The sequence below is a fragment of the Oleiphilus sp. HI0128 genome (genome assembly GCF_001635365.1).
The window spans coordinates 20,960-37,540 of sequence record NZ_LWGG01000976.1 but is presented as its reverse complement, the minus strand read 5'-3'; the positions used below and the strand labels follow the sequence as shown (position 1 = coordinate 37,540).

General features: G+C 42.7%; 20 protein-coding genes and 1 tRNA gene. 9 read left to right on the top strand and 12 right to left on the bottom strand.

Going from position 1 to position 16,581, the window contains the following annotated elements:
* From modA to modC, 3 genes are all read left to right on the top strand, one after another.
* The coding region (modA, locus tag A3763_RS16225; protein ID WP_156495127.1) for a molybdate ABC transporter substrate-binding protein at nt 1-632 on the top strand (632 nt) is incomplete at its 5' end.
* 8 nt (nt 633-640) lie between these two features.
* Nucleotides 641-1,339: a molybdate ABC transporter permease subunit gene (modB, locus tag A3763_RS16220; protein WP_068510307.1), complete on the top strand. Its 699-nt coding sequence runs from the start codon at nt 641-643 to the stop codon at nt 1,337-1,339.
* A complete protein-coding gene (gene modC / locus A3763_RS16215) occupies nt 1,329-2,423 on the top strand; it encodes a molybdenum ABC transporter ATP-binding protein (protein ID WP_068510309.1) in 1,095 nt (364 codons plus the stop codon). Before modB ends, modC begins: the two co-directional genes overlap by 11 nt.
* Nucleotides 2,424-2,553: 130 nt before the next feature.
* Here modC and A3763_RS16210 read toward each other — a convergent pair.
* The 3 genes from A3763_RS16210 to thrH all read right to left on the bottom strand — a co-directional run bounded on the left by A3763_RS16210 (nt 2,554) and on the right by thrH (nt 4,471).
* A tRNA-Asn gene (locus tag A3763_RS16210) sits at nt 2,554-2,629 on the bottom strand.
* A 161-nt stretch (nt 2,630-2,790) separates the two neighbouring features.
* Entirely contained in the window at nt 2,791-3,735 is a 945-nt protein-coding gene (rluB, locus tag A3763_RS16205; protein WP_082880495.1) for a 23S rRNA pseudouridine(2605) synthase RluB, read from the bottom strand.
* A gap of 121 nt (nt 3,736-3,856) precedes the next feature.
* Nucleotides 3,857-4,471, bottom strand: coding sequence for a bifunctional phosphoserine phosphatase/homoserine phosphotransferase ThrH (gene thrH, locus A3763_RS16200; protein WP_068510311.1), 615 nt, complete (start codon nt 4,469-4,471; stop codon nt 3,857-3,859).
* Nucleotides 4,472-4,641: 170 nt separating this feature from the next.
* Here thrH and A3763_RS16195 point away from each other — a divergent pair, with 170 nt between their 5' ends.
* Complete coding sequence (locus tag A3763_RS16195; protein WP_082880493.1) at nt 4,642-5,391, top strand: phosphoadenylyl-sulfate reductase; 750 nt, start codon at nt 4,642-4,644, stop codon at nt 5,389-5,391.
* 64 nt (nt 5,392-5,455) lie between these two features.
* On the opposite strand, the gene A3763_RS16190 is transcribed toward A3763_RS16195, so the two are convergent.
* Nucleotides 5,456-5,881 carry an SRPBCC family protein gene (locus A3763_RS16190; protein WP_068510313.1) on the bottom strand — a complete coding sequence of 142 codons (426 nt, stop codon included), beginning with the start codon at nt 5,879-5,881 and terminating at the stop codon, nt 5,456-5,458.
* Nucleotides 5,882-6,123: 242 nt separating this feature from the next.
* On the opposite strand from A3763_RS16190, the gene A3763_RS16185 reads away from it, so the two are divergent.
* The 3 genes from A3763_RS16185 to A3763_RS16175 all read left to right on the top strand — a co-directional run bounded on the left by A3763_RS16185 (nt 6,124) and on the right by A3763_RS16175 (nt 8,118).
* Nucleotides 6,124-6,888, top strand: a complete 765-nt coding sequence (locus tag A3763_RS16185; protein WP_068510315.1) for a YciK family oxidoreductase — start codon at nt 6,124-6,126, stop codon at nt 6,886-6,888.
* A gap of 96 nt (nt 6,889-6,984) precedes the next feature.
* Complete coding sequence (locus A3763_RS16180; RefSeq protein ID WP_068634336.1) at nt 6,985-7,719, top strand: DUF3108 domain-containing protein; 735 nt, start codon at nt 6,985-6,987, stop codon at nt 7,717-7,719.
* Between the two features lie 15 nt (nt 7,720-7,734).
* Entirely contained in the window at nt 7,735-8,118 is a 384-nt protein-coding gene (locus tag A3763_RS16175; RefSeq protein WP_068508006.1) for an MmcQ/YjbR family DNA-binding protein, read from the top strand.
* Between the two features lie 38 nt (nt 8,119-8,156).
* Here A3763_RS16175 and A3763_RS16170 read toward each other — a convergent pair whose 3' ends face one another.
* The 3 genes from A3763_RS16170 to A3763_RS16160 all read right to left on the bottom strand — a co-directional run bounded on the left by A3763_RS16170 (nt 8,157) and on the right by A3763_RS16160 (nt 10,338).
* On the bottom strand, nt 8,157-8,375 hold the full coding sequence (locus A3763_RS16170; protein WP_068508004.1) for a hypothetical protein: 219 nt from the start codon (nt 8,373-8,375) through the stop codon (nt 8,157-8,159).
* Nucleotides 8,376-8,492: 117 nt separating this feature from the next.
* On the bottom strand, nt 8,493-9,368 hold the full coding sequence (locus A3763_RS16165) for an endonuclease/exonuclease/phosphatase family protein (RefSeq protein ID WP_068553365.1): 876 nt from the start codon (nt 9,366-9,368) through the stop codon (nt 8,493-8,495).
* A gap of 64 nt (nt 9,369-9,432) precedes the next feature.
* Nucleotides 9,433-10,338 (bottom strand): sterol desaturase family protein, encoded by a 906-nt coding sequence (locus A3763_RS16160; RefSeq protein WP_068510320.1) that lies wholly within the window; start codon nt 10,336-10,338, stop codon nt 9,433-9,435.
* Nucleotides 10,339-10,453: 115 nt separating this feature from the next.
* On the opposite strand from A3763_RS16160, the gene A3763_RS16155 reads away from it, so the two are divergent.
* Nucleotides 10,454-11,461, top strand: coding sequence for an AraC family transcriptional regulator (locus A3763_RS16155; RefSeq protein ID WP_068510326.1), 1,008 nt, complete (start codon nt 10,454-10,456; stop codon nt 11,459-11,461).
* On the opposite strand, the gene A3763_RS16150 is transcribed toward A3763_RS16155, so the two are convergent.
* Complete coding sequence (locus A3763_RS16150) at nt 11,458-12,714, bottom strand: valine--pyruvate transaminase (RefSeq protein ID WP_068567122.1); 1,257 nt, start codon at nt 12,712-12,714, stop codon at nt 11,458-11,460. The genes A3763_RS16155 and A3763_RS16150 overlap by 4 nt on opposite strands.
* A gap of 122 nt (nt 12,715-12,836) precedes the next feature.
* On the opposite strand from A3763_RS16150, the gene A3763_RS16145 reads away from it, so the two are divergent.
* Nucleotides 12,837-13,541: an SIMPL domain-containing protein gene (locus tag A3763_RS16145; RefSeq protein ID WP_068507485.1), complete on the top strand. Its 705-nt coding sequence runs from the start codon at nt 12,837-12,839 to the stop codon at nt 13,539-13,541.
* A gap of 67 nt (nt 13,542-13,608) precedes the next feature.
* Here the strand turns inward: A3763_RS16145 and A3763_RS16140 are convergent, their stop codons facing one another.
* From A3763_RS16140 to A3763_RS16130, 4 genes are all read right to left on the bottom strand, one after another.
* Nucleotides 13,609-14,523 (bottom strand): DMT family transporter, encoded by a 915-nt coding sequence (locus A3763_RS16140; protein WP_068507487.1) that lies wholly within the window; start codon nt 14,521-14,523, stop codon nt 13,609-13,611.
* 114 nt (nt 14,524-14,637) lie between these two features.
* On the bottom strand, nt 14,638-14,793 hold the full coding sequence (locus A3763_RS27650) for a hypothetical protein (protein WP_156490323.1): 156 nt from the start codon (nt 14,791-14,793) through the stop codon (nt 14,638-14,640).
* 31 nt (nt 14,794-14,824) lie between these two features.
* The gene (locus tag A3763_RS16135) at nt 14,825-15,400 is read right to left on the bottom strand and encodes a hypothetical protein (RefSeq protein WP_068507490.1); all 576 of its coding nucleotides are present in this window, start codon (nt 15,398-15,400) and stop codon (nt 14,825-14,827) included.
* A 176-nt stretch (nt 15,401-15,576) separates the two neighbouring features.
* Nucleotides 15,577-16,581: an XdhC family protein gene (locus A3763_RS16130; RefSeq protein WP_068507492.1), complete on the bottom strand. Its 1,005-nt coding sequence runs from the start codon at nt 16,579-16,581 to the stop codon at nt 15,577-15,579.

Genomic DNA, 16,581 nt, shown 5'->3' with positions numbered 1-16,581 from the left:
AGATCCATGCCTCCTATGGATCGTCGGGTAAGTTGGTCGCACAAATTACTCACGGCGCTCCTTTCGAGCTATTCTTGTCGGCCGATCAAAAGTCACCACACTTCCTCAGCGCTAAGCACCTTACCCTACCAGAGTCACAGTTCACTTATGCGATCGGACGGCTGGCACTATGCGCTAACACCCCTATTTCTGACGCCAGTTTGTCAAATATACTAAAAGCGCCGCAGATTAAGAAAATAGCATTAGCTAATGCTAAGCTTGCCCCTTATGGACGCGCTGCCCAACAAGTATTAGAACAACTTGAAATAGACCAAACTGATCGTAACAAATGGATTCGCGGCGAGAATATTGCGCAAACTTTCCAGTTTCTGGTCAGTGGTAACGTTAACCTAGCCTTTATTGCAAAAGCTCAAGCAAACTCTTCAGACAATATTCAGCCAGAAGCATGTATTTCTATTCCCTCTGAGCTATATGATCCGATAAAGCAGGATGCTATTCTACTAAGTCGAGCAAACAAGTCCCCTGCTGCCATTGCTTTCTATAACTATCTTAAACAAGGCAAAGCTAGGGAGATAATACAAGGCTTTTCGTATAACGTGCCCGACACCACTCTAGACAATCAGCACAATTAAGCAGCGATATGTTTTTTTCTGAAGCAGATTATTCAGCCATATTAGTCACATTAAAACTTGCTACAGTTGTTACGATCAGCTTATTAGTCATGTGCACGCCACTTGCGTGGTGGCTTGCCCGCACAAAATCTTGGCTAAAAGTACCTGTATCTGCCCTGGTCTCTCTACCCTTAATTTTACCCCCCACGGTACTAGGCTTTTACCTTTTGATCGCAATGGGACCAAGCGGGTATATTGGTGAAATGACCCAGAGTCTGGGCATTGGCACGCTCCCCTTTACATTTTGGGGGCTTGTACTTGGCTCAATTATCTATTCGCTGCCCTTTGTTGTGCAACCAATACAGAATGCTATGGAAATGCTAGGTGATGATGCCATCGAAGCTGCCGCCACCCTTAGAGCCTCTCCAATTGATCGTTTTTTTACGGTAACCCTTCCCTTGTGTAAGCCAGGTTTTTTAACGGCCGCAGTTCTTGGTTTCGCGCATACTGTTGGCGAGTTTGGGCTTGTTTTGATGATTGGCGGAAACATTCAGGATGAGACGCGCGTTATTTCTGTTCAGATTTATGACCATGTAGAAGCGCTGGAATACTCCCAGGCCCACGGCTTAGCCGGCATTATGGTTATATTTTCCTTTATCGTGCTGCTTTGCTTATACAGTTTTAACAGAAGGCAAAATCTTTTTGGTGGACTGAAAAATGGAGTATAAGCCTACAATCGCGATCAACCTCCACTCCACACGCAGCCCGCGCAATGGCAAGCCCTTCGAGCTACAAATCAACACCACGCTTCCAGGGGACGGAATTAATGTAATCTTTGGGCATTCCGGCTCAGGGAAAACAAGCCTATTACGCTGCATCGCAGGCTTAGAGCACGCAAGCGGATCTCTAGTCATAAACGGAGCTGAATGGCAAAGCTCGACCTCTTTTTTGCCAACCCACAAGCGTCCAATTGGTTATGTATTCCAGGACGCCAAGTTATTCCCTCATTTAAGCGCAATAGGCAATCTAGAATATGCTATTAAGCGCGCCAGCAAAAGCAGCGCAAAGCGTATCAGTATCGAGCATGTTCTTTCAATTCTCGGAATCGAAGCTCTTCTAAACAAGAAGCCCGATGAATTATCAGGAGGAGAACGCCAGCGAGTTGCGATTGCCAGAGCTTTACTTGTTCAGCCTGAACTCTTATTAATGGATGAGCCATTAGCTTCTTTAGATAAAGCCAGAAAACTCGAAATCCTTCCCTACGTTCAAAAGATTCGATCAGAATTTCGTATACCAATTTTATACGTCACTCACTCGGTAAACGAAGTCGCTAAACTTGCTGACCACTTAGTAATACTTGAAAACGGAAAGCTTAGCACTCAAGGTAAGGTTTCAGATGTGCTTTCTAATCTAGAGACAGCCGACTATTTAGGAAATGAAACAGGTATTATCATCCAAGGGCGAGTTAACGAGCTAGATGAACAATGGAACCTCGCAGCCGTAGACTTTGAAGGCGAACGCATATGGATTCACAATAAGGGGCTAGGGCATGGCGCAGAACTTAGAGTGCGTATATTAGCAAAGGATGTCAGCATCACTTTAAGTCAATCGAAAAACAGTAGCATTCTTAATCTATTACCGGCAGTAATCGACGAAATAGATGAAAAAGATTCTTCTATGGCTTTAGTAAGTTTAAATATTGGTTGCAGCAAGTTAATTGCCCGAGTAACTCGAAAATCCGTTCACCAACTAAATTTAATTGCCGGACTAAAGGTATGGGCCCAAATCAAGTCCGTTGCAATAGTTGAATAGTCTCAGAAGCTTCATTTTACAGACCAACAAAAAGCATCAATTCGAAAACACCGGCGCGTATCTTAGTGTTTAGTAGAATCTAAATTTGGGGAAATTTTAGGGAAGTATTTGTGCTTGAGGGTTATGAAGTTGGCTCCCCGAGCTGGGCTCGAACCAGCGACAAACGGATTAACAGTCCGCTACTCTACCAACTGAGTTATCGGGGAACTTCATCAACGGCGCGAATATTATCGCCTTAACTGATGGTCGTCAACACTTTATTGTAAAGAAAATGCAGTATTTCTTAAAAGCGTGATTTTTGTATAAATAATCAACAAAATCTGGGGCTTACAGCAACTTTCTTACATTAGGGAGATTTTTAAAATCACTATCTCCGCTTACTAGGACGTCGAGCTTGCTTAACGCCTTTCTTAACCGCTTTAGTGTGTGCCCTGCTTTCTTTAGCGATTTCCTGACTAGTTTTCTGCCTATGCTTGATAGGAGGCAAGTTAACCAAATCTCGCAATTCGTTAATATCCTTAACCTTAAGCTCTTCCCAGGCGCCAACCTTTAAACGACTTGGCATAAATATACAGCCGTAGCGTACACGCTTAAGCCTGCTTACCTGAACTTCCTGAGACTCCCATAAGCGACGAACCTCTCGATTACGACCTTCCATGACAACAACGTGAAACCACTTATTGCGGCCCTCGCCACCGTATTCTTGAACGTCGGTAAACTTGGCAAGTCCGTCATCGAGTAACACACCTTGCTTAAGTCTTTCGAGCATCGCGCCATCGACTTCACCATGGATCCGAACTGCGTACTCGCGATCAACACCGTAAGATGGATGCATTAAGCGATTAGCTAATTCGCCATCGGTTGTCAAAATCAACAAACCGCTAGTATTAATATCCAGACGACCTACCGATATCCAGCGCTGCCCCTCAAGCTTCGGCAGGTTATCAAAGACGGTTGGTCGCCCTTCAGGGTCAGAATGTGTACAGACAACCCCTTCAGGCTTGGAATAAACAATAACCTTATATTCTTGTTCAGACCTTCTAGGCATTTTTACAAAACGATCATCTACATAAACTTTATCACTTGGTACAACCCGCAAGCCCAATGAAGCAACTTCACCATTTACCTTCACTCGGCCCTGACTAATCCAGCGTTCTAGCTCACGGCGAGAAGCAAGGCCGGCTTGCGCAAGAACCTTCTGTAGGCGCTCACCAACAGGAGCCGTGGCACTACTTTCAGCTTGTAAGCTTTCGTCAAGATCGCTTTCGCTGACAGGAGTATGTTGTAGATCAGTATCTGGCTTCTTGGTCATTAAAATGCTCATTAGGTGAAATTTATATGCTGCAACCATTGTAGGTCAGCAGAGGGTATTCGCCAATAAAAAACCAGGGCTGAGGAACTATTGCGTAGTCACTAAGCCCGGAACTTATTGCTTAGGAATTTTGCGTCAGGCTAACTTTTAAAATCTCTGCCTGAAGATCAGCATATTCATGAACTGCTGGAAATTGAGGAAACTCATCGATCACATTCTGAGGTGACTTAAACAGGATGCCTGCTTCAGCCTGCTTCAGCATAGTTGTGTCATTATAAGAGTCGCCTGCTGCAATTACACGATAGTTCAATAATTGGAAGGCTCTAACAGACTGACGCTTAGGGTCTTTCTGGCGAAGAACATAGTCAGTAATCTTTCCATCTTCAGCCACTTCAAGCTTATGACAGAATAGTGTTGGAAAGCCTAGCTTTGCCATTAGCGGCATTGCAAACTCATAAAACGTATCAGAAAGAATAATTACCTGAAAGCGAGTAGACAACCAGTCAATAAACTCTTTAGCACCTGGAAGCGGATCGAGTTCAGCGATAACAGCTTGAATCTCATTAAGACCATAACCGTTTTCTTCAAGGATACGAAGGCGCTGAGTCATCAATACGTCATAATCTGGTATATCACGAGTGGTCGCCTTAAGCTCTTCTATTCCGGTCTTTTCAGCAAATGCTATCCATATTTCAGGGATCAATACCCCTTCTAAATCAAGACAAACTAATTCCACGACGCACTCCGTCTTTATAATAAAGGTTAATATCTTTCGATAGTGAAAATTCGAAGCGCTATTCTAACTAAAAGCTAGCGCCTTGCATAATGTAAAATCTTCGTTAGAATCGAGCTCATATTGCTAATACCACATTAGTATTAAAACAAAGCATATACAGAGACCAAATAATGTCGATTGACTTTAACGACCCCGCCACAATTACCGATGAAGCCGTTCAGCAGCTAAATGATGAGCTTTCAAGTAAATCACCTCGCGAAATTCTAAAATTTGCGGTGAACACCTTCGATAACATTGCAATTTCTTTCAGCGGCGCAGAAGATGTTGCCTTGATTGAGCTTTCTCATCGACTAACTGACGACCTTCAGGTTTTCTCGCTAGATACAGGCCGATTACATCCAGAAACTTACCGCTTTATTGAAAAGGTTCGCCAACACTATAACATCGACATTGAATTAATGACCCCCAATGCTGAGCGACTAGAGGCTTTTGTTAAGCAAAAAGGGCTATTCAGTTTTTTTGAAGACGGGCATAAAGAATGCTGTGGCATTCGTAAAGTAGAGCCTTTGAAAAGAAAGCTTGGTACCTTGAATGCGTGGGTTTCCGGCCAACGTAAAGATCAAAGCCCAAGCACTCGCTCTGAAGTTGCTGTTATTGAGATTGATCATGGCAACTCAAGCGACGAGCGTAAGTTAATCAAATTCAACCCGCTTGCGAATTGGAGCTCTAAAGAAGTTTGGGACTACATTAGGCTTTCTGAAGTGCCTTACAACGAACTGCACGAAAAAGGCTTTACCAGTATTGGTTGTGAGCCCTGCACTAAAGCAGTATTGCCTACCCAGCATGAGCGTGAAGGTCGCTGGTGGTGGGAGGAAGCGACTCAAAAAGAATGCGGCTTGCACATTACCGAAAGTAAATAAGCCGTCGTCGATACAACAAGGCCGCTAATTCGCGGCCTTGTTTAACTAAAAGGAGCCTTGCTCTCTATAACGATTGCGCATACTTCTGCAAGCCTTTAGAGATCCCCTGCTCCAGGCCTTTCGAAATAATACTGGTAGTCAGTGGAATCTTAGACTCAAGCTCTATCGTGTAGTCTAGCGTTGTAGCGCCGCCTTCCTCACTAAATCTAAGCTCTCCTACATGGTTCTTAATGGGGCTTCCTTTAGTGATTTTGTATTGAATAAACTCATCTGGTTTAAACTCAGTAATCGTTTCTTCAAAGCCCGGTAAAATCCCGATCTTGATCTCTCTAACCGAACCCAAGCCGTTAGCACCATCAGCACCATCAACAACTCTAGACATATTGATACCACAAATCTTACCGAAAGTATTATGATCACTAAGTGTGGCAAATACCTCACTGACTGGCGCATTGAAAATTTGCTTCATTTTTATTGTATTAACAGACATGCATCACTTACCTTTTGGCGATTTAATAATGGATAGCGGCACGACAAAACAGCCGTGACCCCCAGTCATTATATATAAATATTCCGGGCTTTAAAGCGAAAAGCTACTACTTAAGAAATTAAGCGCTAAAGACAGTATAGGCGTGAAATCTTGTAGCTAAGCCGCTTTGGTTTTACTAGAATTAGCAAGCGGCATCATGAAATGACGACGCCCTCCAATATAACCGTAAATATGAGACCCCTATGTTTGACTACCAAGCCCCGAAAGACCTACTACAATCCAAAGTCATCTTAGTTACCGGAGCGGGTGATGGAATCGGCAAGACCGCAGCACTTAGCTTTGCCAAGCATGGAGCAACTGTAATTTTATTGGGGCGAACCGTTTCAAAGCTAGAAAAAGTATATGACGAGATTGAATCCAAAGGCTACCCAAAGCCGGCAATAATTCCAATGAACTTGGAAGGCGCTGTCGAGAAAGACTATATCGACGTTGCTAACTCGATCGAAGCAGAATTCACTCATATCGATGGCATCTTACACAACGCGGCGCAGCTTGGGTCTCTTACTAGTATTGAGCAATACGAAGTACCTGTTTGGAACAAAATGATGCAGGTAAACGTTAACGCTCCTTTTATGCTGACAAAGACGCTGCTACCACTACTTAGAAACTCCGAAGATGCTTCTATTATTTTCACCTCTTCTAGTGTTGGCAGAAAGGGGCGCGCATTTTGGGGTGCATACTCTGTCAGCAAATTTGCAAACGAAGGTTTAATGCAAGTACTTGCTGATGAGCTAAATGGGACAGATAAAACTATTAAAGTGAATAGCATTAACCCTGGCGCCACGCGCACCAATATGCGAGCCGATGCATACCCTGCAGAAAACCCGCATAATAACCCTAGCCCTGAACAGATCATGCCTGTTTACCTCTATCTAATGGGTAAAGACAGCGAAAAAGTAACGGGCCAAGCCTTTGATGCTCAATCCAACGCAAGACCGAACGAATAACATAAAAGGCCTATAATTCTTGGTAATCTATTGGCCACCTCGCCTTTAGAACCGAATGCTAAGCTAAAGTAACAGCAACAATATAAGTAAGAGATAATGATGAAGTTCTTTCTTTCCAGCTTGTTACTACTAAGCAGCCTATCCTGCATTAGCTTTAGCACACATTCCTTTGAATTGGTTCCTCATAGCGCCACCTATAGCGCTAATATAAAAAAAGGAATCAAAATCAAAGGCAAGGCTGCTAGACATCTGAAGAAAATGGATGAAAACCGCTGGCACTATAGTTTTAATGTCCGCTCTTTTGTAGCCGATATAAACGAAAGCACCCAGTTTACTTTCGAAGATGGCCGCCTTTTACCACAAGGCTACAACTATAGACTTAGCCCCATGTTTGGCCGAGATAGAAAAGCTAAGGTCCATTTCGACTGGCAGGCAGATATGGTTAATGGTCGTAGCAAAGGCGCAGACTGGGAAATTACGGGTATACCCAGTAACACCTACGACCGCCTTAGCTATCAGTTGCAACTTCTACGAGAGCTAGACAGTCCCTCTCCTCGTCTGGATTTCCAAATAGCACATAAGAAAAAACTTAGACCCAGCACGTTCGTAAAAACCGGTGAAGAATTAATTACTACAAAGCTTGGTGAGGCCAAAGCGCTGGTCGTAAAAAAGGTTCGCGCAGATGACAGCAAACGCCAGACCTACCTATGGGTTTCAGAGAAATACCCTATGCTTCTTCTCAAGATGACACAGATCGAGAAAGATGGAGAAGAGTATGAAATACATCTAGAGACAGCTAACGTTAACGGCACAGAAGTTACATTTAAATAGCCAAGGGCGAAGCGTATGAACTACGAGACAGCAAAACAGTACTTACTATCAAAACCTGAAGCCAGAGAAGACTACCCTTTTGGCCCAGATGTTATGGTTCCGAAAATTAAGGCTAAGATGTTTGCTACGCTTGGCGTTAATGACAACATTGCCCAAATGAACCTAAAGTGCGACCCAGATCAAGCAAACGAGCTACGCGACCTTTTTGAAGCCGTAAAGCCCGGTTACCACATGAACAAACTCCACTGGAATACCGTAATTCTTGACGGAAGCATCCCTGTCGGTGAAATTGAACGAATGATCGACCACTCCTACAAACTTGTCGTAAAAAAGCTGAGAAAAGCCGAACGCCAAGCCTTGGAACTGAGTTATGGAAAAGAAGCTTTGTACAAAGATTAGCGAAGACAGGCTAGTCTGTATTCTTACCAGCCAGCAAATTAATCATCATCCTGCATAGGAATTATATACTTCCCCGACTCGAGACCCGATATTCGCTCATTAATCATGGTTTGCTCGGCGCCTGATAAGGCAAGCGACTCATTATTGGGATAAAATCTGTACTCTTCTTTATCTCCGTCAAATTTTATTTTACCCAGAATTTGACCGCTATTACTTATGCAATCAAGCTCTTGCTGAATTGGCCAGAACAGCACCATTTACCACTCCCTCTTAAAACAATTCTATCTCCGAATAATAATCGCAGATAATACTTGCGCAAACAAAAGATTTAAGTAGTTAAGCAATTTGAACGCTTGCAAGCTTAGCAATTGGCGTTAACGTAAAATAGCAACAATCGCTGGATGATCTGAGTAGCTGCCGGTGGACACCGCGTAATCATCAAGACAGGTCAACCCACGATACAAAATATGGTCAACTAGAGACTTCTTGCGGTGCTTGGGTTTTGAGTGAGATTCTATACTGTCTTGCATTCTGCAACTACTGGCTGATAATAAGGAGCCTTTAGCTCGTAACAACTTCAACACTGTAGAGTTCGCTGTATCGTTAAAATCCCCTAAAGCAATAACCTTCGCGACTTTAGTCGAGGAAAAATCGTTTGCTTCGCGTTCAACGGCTTTCGACAGCGCCAATGCCTGGCTTTCACGCTTTAAGCGCTTGCTCTTGCTATCATTTCGCTTCGATAGAAAATGAGAGCTTATAACTGCGACTTGCTCCCCGGAAGCATTATCTAAGTAGAAGCGTGCACCGACAACCTTACTCAGACACTTTTTCTTTTTGACACCATTGGTTTTTCCGCAAGGGAAGCCGTAGTTTGTTAAACTACCTTTGACTGGTTCCAAACGGCTGATTAAGGCAACATCTTGGCCCGTTGCCGTATCCCTTCCCTGTGTAAAATACGCTTTCCAGTCTTTGCCAAAACGGTTTGCCAAATCGATCGCAACGTACTTATTTTCAATTTCTGACACCGCTAGAATATCTATCCTATGCTCTCTAACAAGCTTCGCATAGAATGCCAGCTCAGTTAGGTAATCCTTCTTTGACATGTCTCGTATCGTCACTTTACTACCGTCAGCTTTACCGTCATAAGGGGTCCATAGCCATTCGGTATTTAAAGTCATTACGCGAAGCTCTGCGTTTAAGCCTGTACAACACAATATACAGACCCCCATAATCATAGATCGAATTACCATTAGGGTTTCACTCTTTTCTGCGAGCCTCCATCATAGCAAGAACCTATAGACCGTTACGACAAGGTTACGGAACATTTGTAGCGGATATTGTTTGATCGCGCGGTTCGTCATGCAAATTAGACGACTGATACTTATTTACATAAGCAGGAGACTTATAGAATATCTTGAGGTCCCTATATTGAATAACATCTTTAAACATCTGGATAAATTCATCCAGGTTCAAGCGAATTGGATTCAGGGTTGTCGGTTGTCGCTCAGTTAGTCCGTAAACAACCTTACCCGCATCACGCTCATCTACGAAGGTTCCAAACAAGCGATCCCAGATTATTAACACGCCACCAAAGTTTGTATCGATCTGCTCCGGTTTGCAGCCATGATGAACCCTGTGGTGCGAAGGTGTATTGAAAACCTTTTCAAATACTCCCAACCTTCCAATAAGCTCGGTATGAAGGAAGAATTGATAAGACAGGCTTAATTCAATCGCAATTAAAGCAAGATCTTTGTCGAAGCCAATGATTGCTAGTGGCAACCACCAGATCATCCAGCCAAAATTAACATCCATTAAAAAGTTTTGGCGCAAAGCGGTAGAAAAATTCATAATTTTAGACGAATGGTGCGTTACATGTATTGACCATAACCAACGTATTTTATGCATACCGTAGTGGTAGATATAAAAGAAAAAATCGCATGCGATAAATAGGAATAGGTAACTCAACAAACCATCTTCAATTTTATACTGAAACCCGTATTGAGCAACAAACTCATAAAATGCCTGAATAAACAGGGCAATAGCAATCCCATCGAATATTTTATAAATCCCACCGGTTGCAATATTCGTTAGCGTTTCCTTTAAATGGTAGGCATCTTTTCTTCCCTTCCTATGCCAGTACCAAGCCTCAAGACAAATAATTGATATAAACACGCTGCCAAAAAGCATAATAAAGCCCAAGGCATGTAGTAAGTCGCTCATGAATTGCTCCTTCAAACTAATCAGTAATTAAAGCTAGTTTATTCCACAAGCAGCATCTATTATTGTCATAGCAATAATATTTTTTGACAATCTGCGCCACCATTACAATCAGCTTATGAATTCTTTAAATGATTTTTTTATCTCTCGGGATGTTGTCGGATACCTACAGACCTTTATTAAGCAAAGCGGTCTTAGTCTTCCGTTGTATGAACAGAAGCTTGACTATTTATCCGCTAAGCAACATATGTCTTTTGCACAATGGTGGCGTTTATTAGAAGAATTAGAAGCGCTAACGCCATACGACGCGTTGGGCCTTGAAATAGGAAGGTATATAAAGGTTGAGCATGTAGGCGTACTCGGCTACCTGTTTCGCACGGCCAGAAACGTGGGTGAAGCGTTAGCTTGCTTCAAACGATTTCAGGGCTTGATCTACGCAGGAAGTCTTGCACACACGGAACTAAATCCTGACAATTCATTTTGCCTGGTGTGGAACCCGGATTACGGTTATTCAAGCCAATGTTCCGACGAATTATTACTTAGTGCAATGGTGACGATAGTTAATGAGATTATTTTCCCGAAAAAATTAAATCTTTCAGCCATTCACTTTACGCAAGCTTTAAGTGATGACCGAGCTAAATCGTGTAAAAATTATTTTTGTTGTCCTGTTTACAGTCAGCAAGAAAAGTTGTCTATCGCCTTCTCGGTAAGTGATCTAGATATTCCAATTCCGCACTCTGATATCACACTTCACGGCATACTAGGCAAACAAGCAGAAGACTTACTAATAAGCCTACCAGATTGCGACACCTTTATAGCCGAACTTACCGATACGATTATTCGCTGCTTACATGAGGGTGATGCTGATACGAATACCGTCGCTTCGCGAATCAACATGTCTGAGCGTACGCTTCATCGTCGCTTAAAATCAAAAGGTAAAGTTTTTAGAGATATTCTTCAGGAAATAAGAAAATCGATGGTAATAAATTACCTAAAAGATCCGAAACTGACGCTTTCCGAAATTGCCTTGCTGCTAGGTTATAGCGAACAAAGTAGTTTTACCCGCGCATTTTCTACGTGGTACAAGTGTTCACCGCTTCAGTATCAAAAGCGCTACCTGTCTTAGACAGAATATGCCCTTTTAATCTCATCAGCGATGATACGAAGCCCTTTATCGACCAGAACATCATCTTGTGAATAGGTTATTCGTAAGCATTCGGATTTATGCTTCCAATTGTCATCACTTAAGCCCGGAAAAAAGTGATGCCCGGATACAATTAATACACCTTTGTCTTTCAACTTCTCATACAACTCCTGGTTACTTAAGGGGCAATCTTTCAACCATAACCAAATAAACATTGCACCTTCTACTTTATGGATTAAGAAAGGCAGACCCTGAAGTAACTCACATAAAAGGTCGCGCGCTCTTTCAGCTTTAGACAAATAGTAAGGTCTTATTACCTCATTACTTAAGGTGAGTATTCTTTTACTGTCGACTAAATCTTTCGCCATTATGCTGCCGAAGCTACCCGTCGCCAAATTCATAATCGCATTAACTTCCGATAAAGCGCTTATTACCGGCGCATCCGCAATAACGATTCCTGTACGTGCAGCAGGTAAACCGAATTTAGAGAGACTTAGGCACAGGACAATATTTTGGTTCCAGGTTGGTTCTGCATCAGTAAATATAAGGTTTGGAAAAGGCGTGCCGTAAGCACCATCAACAATCAATGGTACTTTATGTTCACGTGCCAACTGGTCTAACTTACTCATCTCTGAGTTTGTAATCACATTTCCCGTCGGATTTGTGGGGCGAGATACGCAGATCGCTCCCGTGCTTTCAGTAATTTGGAACTTCTCGAAGTCGATATGGTATTTAAATGTCTCTGCGTTAATTTCCTCAGTTTTTGGTCTGTTTGATATAAAAAAATCTTCAACCAAACCCGCATCGGAATAGCCAATATATTCGGGAGCAAGTGGTAGCAGAACCTGTTTACTACTACCATCTGAATACTTCCCTGCAAACAAATTGAAGAGCATAAAGAATGCTGCTTGACTGCCGTTTGTTAAAGCAATATTTTGCGGGCCTATATCCCAGCCATATTCAGCTTTAAGTAATGAAGCGAGTGACTTAATGAAGTCCAAATTGCCTTGTGGTGGATCGTAAACACCGATCAGCTGCTGGAAATCGGATGTAGACTCAACAATTTCCAGCAATCTATTTTTAAAATAATCCTGCACTTCCGGAATATGCGCAGGATTGCCTCCCCCCATCATGATTAAACCTGAGTCGCCAGCCAAGGCATTTCCAAGATCTTCCATTAAGCTTGTAATGCCGGCCTTTGAGGTAAACTTATCGCCGAAACTTGAGAACTTCATAAATATAAACACCTAATAACGTGAACAATGGTTTCGCTGCGATGGAATGAACCTATGGTAACTACAACTTTAATGACTAGACTGGTATAGGTATACACCAAATATTAATACGGAGCACAAGCATGCGATTCATATCACTTTTTTTGTTTTCATTCTTAGTAAGTAGTCTTTGCCTGGCCCATGATCAAACGCATTCTGACTTACCCTTTATCGAAGTCAGCACGACAGCAAGCGCAAAGTCCTTGCCCGATCAAGCCATAATTAATATTACTTTCTCTGCAACAAAGTTTGAAGCAGAAAAAGCGAGAAGAGCCGTCGACAAGCTGGTCCGCCCTTTCCTGTCAAAACTAGAAGAATACGATATTCAAGAGAACTCCCTCGACACAAGCAATACACAATTACACCCACAATACGAATACCGAAATAACCAGCGAGATTTCAAAGGTAATCAAATTACGCGCAAAATTGAGTTTAAACTAAATGATCTTGCGCAACTCCAGGCTCTTATCCAAGACATCACCCGCACAGAAGCATCTCATCTAGGGAGTATAAGATTCACACTTAAGAACAAACAGAAGCTAAAACGCAAAGCCTTAAACAAAGCAATTAATAAAGCAAAAAATAAAGCAGCTACCATTGCCCAAGGCTTCGAAGTAAGCTTGGGGAAAATTTTAAATGTAAAGCATGTTAGCAACGAAGCAAGACCAGCCCCACAAATGCGCGCCATGGCAATGAGTGCTGAAATGAGCGACAGCCAAAGTAATACCTACCAGCAAAAAGAAATTGAATACAATGCGACCATTAGCGCAGTATTTTCAATCGATTAAGCACTAGTCATACGACACCAAATAGCATATAACACCGGCAATTCAACCTGAATCGCCGGTGCCTCATTCAGCCCGCAACTTCAACAGACTCACTATTTTTATGCTTATCAAGCTTACGCTCTGAAGCGCTCCAGTAATAAAGAACTAACCCTGAAAGGATACACGCGGTACCGATTAGCATTACTTCGCTAATGTGTTCACCATTAAAAAAGGCACCCAAAGCCAAAGCAAAAACAGGTGTCATCAGAGTCACCATTGCAACAGCCGTTGCACCCAGCTCTTTAATAATAAAAAAGTAACATGCAAAGCCCAATAGTGAGCCGGCTATCGCTAGATACAAAACAGACCATGGCGAACGTGTTCCCCAATCAAGGTACGGAAGCTGACCATCCATCACAAACCATGCTGCAATAAATAGCGGCACCGATAGTAATAAAGTGCCTACCGTAATGCTTAATGGGTGTGCCTTAAACTTCTGCTTTTCAACTAACACGCCACCAAGACTATATAAGCTGACAGCTAACAAAAGCAATAATAAGCCAAACCAGCCTTTGTCCATCACCACCCAGTCATCTTTAAAGATCAGCAAAAGCCCAGAAAAAGATATACCAAAAGCAAACCAGCGTGCGCGAGTAAACTTAGCAGAGCCAATCAACACATGTGATAACAAGTTAGATATCACTGGAGATAGTGCATAAATCACCGAAATAATGCCCGAAGGTACGTATGCCGCCGCTATGTAAGTGCACAGCATGGCCAGAAAAACGCCAAGCAAAGAAGCGGCATAAACTTTAATAGCTCGCGCTGTCCACGAGAGTTTAATCTTAAAAAGGCGTAAGATCGCATAGCCGATAGCGGCCGCTAACAACATTCGCAGCGTAATTGCACTAATGGGCGTTATCGTTTCACTGCTCCACTGAATAGCTAAGGGAGTAGTCGACCAGATTATTATAATGGTGGCATACGCCACGGGCACAGACATGCTATATCCTCTTTTAATAGTTAGTTTAATTAAAGAAAATACAGCGATATAAGGTGGGTGAAACGATAAGTCACTGCATTTTCTTGCTGTGACTTGAAAGGCTTATAAAACAGACTACTTCTTCAGAAACACAGCGAGCATTGCCATACGGGCGCGCACACACCATCGCATGCTGGCAACCTTGCCTAAACCACGAATAGCGATTAAGGCATAGGCACAAAGCATGAGATCTTTCATTGCAGGTGCTGTGTTTTGATTAATAGTAGTCATAAGCCAATACTGGAGGGCTTTTAGCTTATTGTCAACGCTTAGAGTTCGAGTCGTTATAAATAGTTTCCCAGCGAGGTGTAGACTCAGCAACATAAGAACCAGTAAACTCGGTCTGTAAGCCTCCACGAGTGTTATACCACCTGATGGCAGTAAAATGAGGTTGCGGACCTATGTCCATCCAATGCTTAACTTTTTTTGGAATAATCAATAAATCTCCAGCCCCACATTGAAGTATATGTATCTTTTCCTGAACATGGATATATACGAGTACTGCCCCCTCAATAAAGAAGCGCGCTTCATCTTCGTTGTGCGTATGCTCAGAAATGTACTGACTACGCAATACCACGCCATGAACATCGTCTTCATGAATACGAGCGATATCTGCATATAAATAATTATGCTCACGCTTTACATTCTCAACCAGCTCTTCGTAAAGCTTAAGCAGCTGGTCTCCAGTTGGGCTCGTATTGGGCAGCATTGTGAGAATGTCGTGCTGAGCAAAATAAATTCCATCTTCGGCTAGCTCTGCTACTTGAATAGCATGATCGTCCGAAACTTTTAGCGGTGCTCGCAAATTAAATTGATTATAAAGAGCTAATTGGCTCACCTATGAATCCCTGATACCAATAATAAATTAAGACTGGAAATTAACTGAGCTAAGTCTGGCAAATATTGACTCACTTTAAAATGAGATTAAGCACAGCAAATTAAGAAATAACATTATTTAACTTTTGATTTGTAAGCCCAGGTAACAGCAGTTTCATTTGATTACATATATGCTACTCATCCTGAACAAAGGCGCCGTGAGTCAATCATTTTTGCGGAAACTTTGTTCCTTTCCTGAATTAATTGCGCAGCGATAGATACAGCGATCTCAGCAGGTAGCTTACTGCCAATCGGAAATCCAATTGGCGCATTTAGCCTTGCTAATTCTTCAGAAGCGAAACCGAGGGTGCGCAGCCGCTGCAAACGCTTGCTGGTAGTATTTTGAGACCCCATTGCGCCGACCAGAAAGCATCGGCTATGCAAACCCGCCATCACCGCAAGATCATCAACTCTTGGGTCGTGAGCCAAAGCCAGCACAGCAGAATAGGAATCAGAAAATCGCTCTTTTATCAGATCATCTGGTAAGCAAAGATGCAGCGGAGTATCCCAGCTTTTAGCATCGTGCCTATCAACCACGTTACTACGCGCATCGCAGAGCTCAACATGGAAATCGATCGCCTTTAAAATATTCAAGAGATTCCTTGCAACCTCACCCACACCTACGATTAGTACTTGATAGATCGGGCCGAGCACATGAGTGAAGCGAGCATTATCGAGACTAACCTTATCGATGTCATGCGCTTCCTTATGATTCATGACTCTAATATCTGCTTGACCAGTATCTAAACAAACTTCACGCTTAAGCCATTTCCTGGAATCAAGCGTAGATATAATTTTTGAGATGTATGAAAGGTGAGTGTTGTCCAAGGCCTCTATGAGCAGAGACATTGTACCGCCACAAGGCAGCATATAACGCTGCGCATCATCAGGGTGATCACCAAAGACTTTGATAAAGGGGTATTGGGTATTTCCAAGGCTTAGGTGTTCAACTAGAGCGTCTTCAATACAACCACCTGACAAAGAACCTACTTGCATACCTAAACTTGAGTTATAGGCAAACAGACTACCGGGCGGACGAGGGGAAGCTCCCCATGTTGTAACAACCGTTACCAAAAAGACCTTTTCGTCACGAGCTAGCCACTCTTTAATCGAATTCAATACATGCTTGTTTTGTTCATACAT

Excerpts from the sequence above, each read along its gene's own strand:
- modB (WP_068510307.1), top strand. The coding sequence starts at position 641 with ATGTTTTTTTCTGAAGCAGATTATTCAGCCATATTAGTCACATTAAAA.
- A3763_RS16145 (WP_068507485.1), top strand. The coding sequence starts at position 12,837 with ATGCGATTCATATCACTTTTTTTGTTTTCATTCTTAGTAAGTAGTCTT.
- A3763_RS16165 (WP_068553365.1), bottom strand. The coding sequence starts at position 9,368 with ATGGTAATTCGATCTATGATTATGGGGGTCTGTATATTGTGTTGTACA.
- A3763_RS16160 (WP_068510320.1), bottom strand. The coding sequence starts at position 10,338 with ATGAGCGACTTACTACATGCCTTGGGCTTTATTATGCTTTTTGGCAGC.
- A3763_RS16150 (WP_068567122.1), bottom strand. The coding sequence starts at position 12,714 with ATGAAGTTCTCAAGTTTCGGCGATAAGTTTACCTCAAAGGCCGGCATT.
- A3763_RS16130 (WP_068507492.1), bottom strand. The coding sequence starts at position 16,581 with ATGTATGAACAAAACAAGCATGTATTGAATTCGATTAAAGAGTGGCTA.
- rluB (WP_082880495.1), bottom strand. The coding sequence starts at position 3,735 with ATGACCAAGAAGCCAGATACTGATCTACAACATACTCCTGTCAGCGAA.
- A3763_RS16195 (WP_082880493.1), top strand. The coding sequence starts at position 4,642 with ATGTCGATTGACTTTAACGACCCCGCCACAATTACCGATGAAGCCGTT.
- A3763_RS16190 (WP_068510313.1), bottom strand. The coding sequence starts at position 5,881 with ATGTCTGTTAATACAATAAAAATGAAGCAAATTTTCAATGCGCCAGTC.
- A3763_RS16175 (WP_068508006.1), top strand. The coding sequence starts at position 7,735 with ATGAACTACGAGACAGCAAAACAGTACTTACTATCAAAACCTGAAGCC.
- modC (WP_068510309.1), top strand. The coding sequence starts at position 1,329 with ATGGAGTATAAGCCTACAATCGCGATCAACCTCCACTCCACACGCAGC.
- A3763_RS16140 (WP_068507487.1), bottom strand. The coding sequence starts at position 14,523 with ATGTCTGTGCCCGTGGCGTATGCCACCATTATAATAATCTGGTCGACT.
- A3763_RS16170 (WP_068508004.1), bottom strand. The coding sequence starts at position 8,375 with ATGGTGCTGTTCTGGCCAATTCAGCAAGAGCTTGATTGCATAAGTAAT.
- A3763_RS27650 (WP_156490323.1), bottom strand. The coding sequence starts at position 14,793 with ATGACTACTATTAATCAAAACACAGCACCTGCAATGAAAGATCTCATG.
- A3763_RS16180 (WP_068634336.1), top strand. The coding sequence starts at position 6,985 with ATGATGAAGTTCTTTCTTTCCAGCTTGTTACTACTAAGCAGCCTATCC.
- A3763_RS16155 (WP_068510326.1), top strand. The coding sequence starts at position 10,454 with ATGAATTCTTTAAATGATTTTTTTATCTCTCGGGATGTTGTCGGATAC.
- A3763_RS16185 (WP_068510315.1), top strand. The coding sequence starts at position 6,124 with ATGTTTGACTACCAAGCCCCGAAAGACCTACTACAATCCAAAGTCATC.